General features: G+C 44.4%; 5 protein-coding genes and 1 pseudogene. 3 read left to right on the top strand and 3 right to left on the bottom strand.

Features of this window, described 5'->3' with window-relative positions:
- A pseudogene (locus B9J87_RS16695) lies at nt 1-463 on the bottom strand (inosine/guanosine kinase); the annotation flags it as partial.
- Between the two features lie 102 nt (nt 464-565).
- Nucleotides 566-835 carry a hypothetical protein gene (locus B9J87_RS16690; RefSeq protein WP_013857103.1) on the bottom strand — a complete coding sequence of 90 codons (270 nt, stop codon included), beginning with the start codon at nt 833-835 and terminating at the stop codon, nt 566-568.
- Nucleotides 836-1,034: 199 nt separating this feature from the next.
- Between B9J87_RS16690 and mnmA the strand changes: the two genes are divergently transcribed.
- Genes mnmA through purB form a run of 3 tightly spaced genes read left to right on the top strand, consistent with a single transcriptional unit; the run spans nt 1,035 to nt 4,219 of the window.
- Nucleotides 1,035-2,156, top strand: coding sequence for a tRNA 2-thiouridine(34) synthase MnmA (gene mnmA / locus B9J87_RS16685; protein ID WP_094151806.1), 1,122 nt, complete (start codon nt 1,035-1,037; stop codon nt 2,154-2,156).
- A 20-nt stretch (nt 2,157-2,176) separates the two neighbouring features.
- A complete protein-coding gene (gene hflD, locus B9J87_RS16680) occupies nt 2,177-2,794 on the top strand; it encodes a high frequency lysogenization protein HflD (protein WP_013857105.1) in 618 nt (205 codons plus the stop codon).
- Between the two features lie 54 nt (nt 2,795-2,848).
- A complete protein-coding gene (gene purB / locus B9J87_RS16675; RefSeq protein ID WP_019281972.1) occupies nt 2,849-4,219 on the top strand; it encodes an adenylosuccinate lyase in 1,371 nt (456 codons plus the stop codon).
- 100 nt (nt 4,220-4,319) lie between these two features.
- Here purB and serC read toward each other — a convergent pair.
- Nucleotides 4,320-4,861, bottom strand: a 542-nt coding sequence (gene serC / locus B9J87_RS16670; protein ID WP_141201593.1) for a 3-phosphoserine/phosphohydroxythreonine transaminase, incomplete at its 5' end; no start/stop codon positions are given.

The following is a 4,861-nucleotide window of genomic DNA, read 5'->3' as shown; positions in this document are numbered from 1 at the left end:
AGGCAAAGCAGCGCCCAATCGCTCCATCAACCGCTTGTAAATAATTCAGATCCATCCGACTTGATGTATTACATAAATAACGATAACCGTAGCTACCAATTTTTATATCTTGACTCATCACACCTAACAACGTTGAGCGATCATCTGCCAGCACCGAATAATTGTGTAATGTGTTGCCAATCGTTCCCCCAGCATATTCGTTAGTAATCAGACCATTTTGTTTGAGCTCAGTGTACAAAGCTTCGGCCTTCTGATCGTCAATCACTAACGAATGGCCTTTACTAAGCTCATATTTTTCGATGAGGTCAGTATTTACTTTCGCTTCTATATCCACCAAGGTCTGGTCGATACCAATAATATGTGTACGTGACATTTTTTTATTTTCTTGTGCTTGGATAACAAGTGGGTCACGTGCATGAACAGGAAAGTAATGCTTTGATTTGCGTTGGCCAGGAAATTTCATAACGTCAGTCTGAGTAGAGGAGAAAAAGATGCGCGATTCTACCGCGCACCCATTAGCGCGGCAACTAAGGCAATTATAGCAAACGTTTGCTCTTGATTATTTTTATTCACCTTCCATAAAGCTGAGATCAGGTAACCTATCTAAATGCTCTGAATAGCGTTTTAGGTCAAATTGCCCTTCGTTTTTCATCACATCAAAAATCTCAATTGCAAGCGCACAAGCAATAGAGGCAACGGCATCCTCCCTTGAGTGACCTGTCATCATCAAGCGCATCAAGGTTTCTTTGACCTTTAACGGATTTCCGTCCGCGAGTTGATTCTCTACTGTTTCGATGAGGAACGCGTCATCCATAATCTGATTGTCATCTTGCATTTTGTGGCCTTTTATTACGCTTTAAAATGGCACGCACTATGCCATAAGCCATTGTAGAATTCTAAAACTAATTTCTGCTGACATTGACAGATACGACGCCAATTAAACCAGATAGAAGTGTGATTGCTGTCTCGGATCTGTCGCGACGAAAATCTTTCTGCTAGAATCTGCGACCAAGTCAATTGAGTGGTATTAAGTAATGTCAGACAACCGCAGCGCAAACAGCCAAAAGAAAGTCATCGTCGGCATGTCCGGTGGTGTTGACTCCTCCGTTTCGGCGTATCTTCTCAAAGAGCAAGGTTATCAAGTCGAAGGCCTGTTCATGAAGAACTGGGAAGAAGATGATAACGAGGAATATTGTACAGCGGCGGAAGATTTAGCCGATGCACAAGCCGTGTGCGATAAGTTAGACATCCCTCTTCATACCATTAATTTTGCCGCCGAATATTGGGACAACGTATTTGAATATTTCCTTGAGGAATATAAAGCAGGGCGAACTCCCAACCCAGACATTCTTTGTAACAAAGAAATCAAGTTTAAAGCCTTTTTAGAGTTTGCAGATGAAGTGCTAGATGCCGATTATATCGCCATGGGCCACTATGTTCGACGCACCTTCCCTGAAGGTAATGACAAACCACAAATGCTGCGCGGCTTGGACAACAACAAAGACCAAAGCTACTTCCTCTATACATTAAGCCATGAACAAGTGGCTCGTAGCTTATTTCCTGTCGGTGATTTAGAAAAACCCGAAGTTCGACGCATTGCGGAAGAACAAGGTTTGGTGACGGCGAAGAAAAAAGATTCAACCGGTATCTGTTTCATCGGCGAGCGCAAATTTACCGACTTCTTGTCTCGCTATTTACCAGCACAACCGGGTAAAATTGAAACACCAGAAGGTCTCGTTATTGGTGAACATCAAGGCCTGATGTACCACACTTTAGGTCAACGCAAAGGGTTACACATTGGTGGCCAAAAAGGCGGTGGCGGTAACGAAGACCCATGGTATGTCGCTGATAAAGATCTTAAACGTAACGTTTTGATTGCAGTCCAAGGCGCTGATCACCCATTATTGAAATCTCATGGCTTGATCGCTTCCCAATTACACTGGGTTGATCGTACACCAATCCAAGCAACGCTAAGCTGCACGGTAAAAACGCGTTACCGTCAAACAGATATAGCGTGTACCATCATCCCTATTGATGATGAAAACATTAAAGTCATTTTTGATGAGCCACAAGTGGCCGTCACGCCTGGTCAATCCGCGGTTTTCTATCAAGGCGATGTGTGTCTTGGCGGTGTAATTATTGAGCAGCGAATTTAAACAACTTAGGAGTAATAAACGTGGCTAACACCCTTTATGACCGTACCATCGCTTTTGCGGGTATCTGCCAAGCTGTCGCTTTAGTGCAACACGTAGCAAAAAATGGTCACTGTGATTCAGACGCGTTTGAAACTTCTCTAACGGCTATCTTAAGTACTAATCCGAACAATACACTTGATGTCTTCGGCTCTGAGGCCAACTTAAAAATTGGCCTCGAATGTTTGGTGAAAGGTATTGATAGCACGCCATCAGGGAGTGAAATCACTCGCTATATCATTAGCCTGATGGCATTAGAGCGTAAATTAAGCGCTCGTCGTGATGCGATGTCACAGCTGGGCGATCGTATTCAAACGATTGAACGTCAAGTCAACCACTTTGACTTGCTTGATGATCAGATGATCAGCAACCTTGCCAGTATCTACTTGGATGTTATCAGCCCTATTGGCCCGAGAATCCAAGTCACTGGAACCCCTACCATACTTCAACAAACTTCAACCCAGCACAAAGTGCGCGCCTTACTCCTTTCAGGAATTCGTTGCGCTGTCTTGTGGCGTCAGGTTGGAGGAAAGCGTCGCCATCTGATCTTCGGTCGTAAGAAAATGATCGAACAAGCTCAGATTTTATTAGCTCGAGTCTAATATTGACGCAAAGAATTCACTCTCACACTTAACCTCAAAATTCAGGAGAAAAACATGGAACTGTCAGCCTTGACTGCTGTTTCACCGGTAGACGGCCGCTACGGAAGTAAAACGATTGCGTTACGCAGTATCTTTAGTGAGTTTGGTCTCCTCAAGTATCGGACCATTGTTGAAATTCGTTGGTTACAGAAGCTTTCAGCCACTGCTGGAATTGCCGAAGTTCCAGCATTCAGTGATGAAGCCAATCAATTTCTTAATGCGATAGCAGACAATTTTAGCGAAGAAGATGCCGCTCGTATTAAAGAAATTGAACGCACAACGAACCATGATGTTAAGGCTGTAGAGTATTTCTTAAAAGAAAAAGTAGCGGGTGTTCCTGAGCTGCACGCCGTTAATGAATTCATTCACTTTGCTTGTACTTCAGAAGATATCAACAACACATCTCACGCGCTAATGCTCAAAGAAGCGCGCGATACCGTGCTTCTTCCTGAAATGCGCAACATTATTGATGCGATTCGTCACTTAGCAGAAGAGTATCGCGATATTCCGTTATTGTCTCGTACCCACGGACAGCCAGCATCACCAAGTACTATGGGTAAAGAGATGGCTAACGTAGCGTACCGTATGGAACGCCAATATAAGCAGATTGCCAATATCGAGATTCTCGCAAAAGTAAACGGCGCAGTAGGTAACTACAACGCTCACCTTTCAGCCTATCCAGAACTCGACTGGCATACCTTTAGTGAAGAGTTTATCACTGAATCGCTAGGTGTGGCGTGGAACCCTTATACCACACAAATTGAGCCACATGATTACATCGCAGAGCTATTTGATGCCGTTGCCCGCTTCAATACTATTCTGATCGACTTCGATCGTGACATTTGGGGCTATATCGCTTTGGGCCACTTCAGACAAAGAACCATTGCGGGTGAAATTGGCTCATCGACAATGCCACATAAAGTCAACCCGATCGATTTTGAAAACTCAGAAGGCAACCTAGGCCTTGCTAATGCCGTGTTCAATCACCTAGCACAAAAGCTGCCTATCTCTCGCTGGCAACGTGACTTAACAGATTCAACCGTGCTGCGTAACCTTGGTGTGGGCGTTGGTTATGCGATCATCGCCTACACTTCAACGCTAAAAGGGATCAGTAAACTGGAAGTGAACCGTGATGCGCTGCTTGCTGAGCTCGATAAAAACTGGGAAGTCCTTGCTGAACCAGTGCAAACGGTTATGCGCCGCTACGGCATCGAAAAACCGTACGAAAAATTGAAAGAACTCACGCGCGGTAAGCGAGTCGATGGTGAAGCAATGCGCCACTTTATTGATAGTCTTGCGCTACCTGAAGCTGAAAAAGCACGCTTGAAAGAGATGACACCAGCCAACTACATTGGCCAAGCAATTGAGTTAACCGACAAATTGTAATGCTCTTCAATCTAGCCGATTAATGACAAAGCCCACTTAGTGGGCTTTGTTTTTTAAGGTCGTATTTTATGTTATATCGTTTTTGATACCATAAAAAACGTTAGGCGTACTGCTGTTCAAACTCTTGCATAAAATCAACTAAGGCTTGAACGCCTTCCAGTGTCATCGCATTGTAAATCGAGGCTCGCATACCACCCGCGACTCGGTGACCTTGTAGCGAGACTAAACCACGCGCTTCAGCCAACTCTAAAAACGTACTATCCAACTCTGGTTTCACTAATTGGAAAGGCACATTCATCAGTGAACGGTTGTCTGGGTGAATGGTATTGCGATAGAAAGGTGACTCATCAATTGCGTTATAAAGCAGCGCTGCTTTCTCGCGGTTGATTTTCTCAATCGCCGCGACACCACCCTGCCCTTTTAGCCACTTGAACACGAGACCCGACAAATACCACGCAAACGTAGGCGGCGTGTTGAACATAGAATCTTGTTCAGCTTGCACTTTATAATTCAATATAGTCGGTAGCACATCACTGGCTAAATCAAGCAAATCATCACGAACAATCGCAATACAGATCCCCGCTGGCCCAATGTTTTTCTGCGCTCCCGCATAAATGACCCCGTACTTTGAGACGTCTATTT

It is taken from the genome of Vibrio sp. V19_P1S1T109 (genome assembly GCF_002241375.1).
Classification (GTDB): Bacteria; Pseudomonadota; Gammaproteobacteria; order Enterobacterales; family Vibrionaceae; genus Vibrio; species Vibrio anguillarum.
The sequence above is the reverse complement of the archived record's forward strand: the minus strand, read 5'-3'. Positions and strand labels throughout refer to the sequence as shown.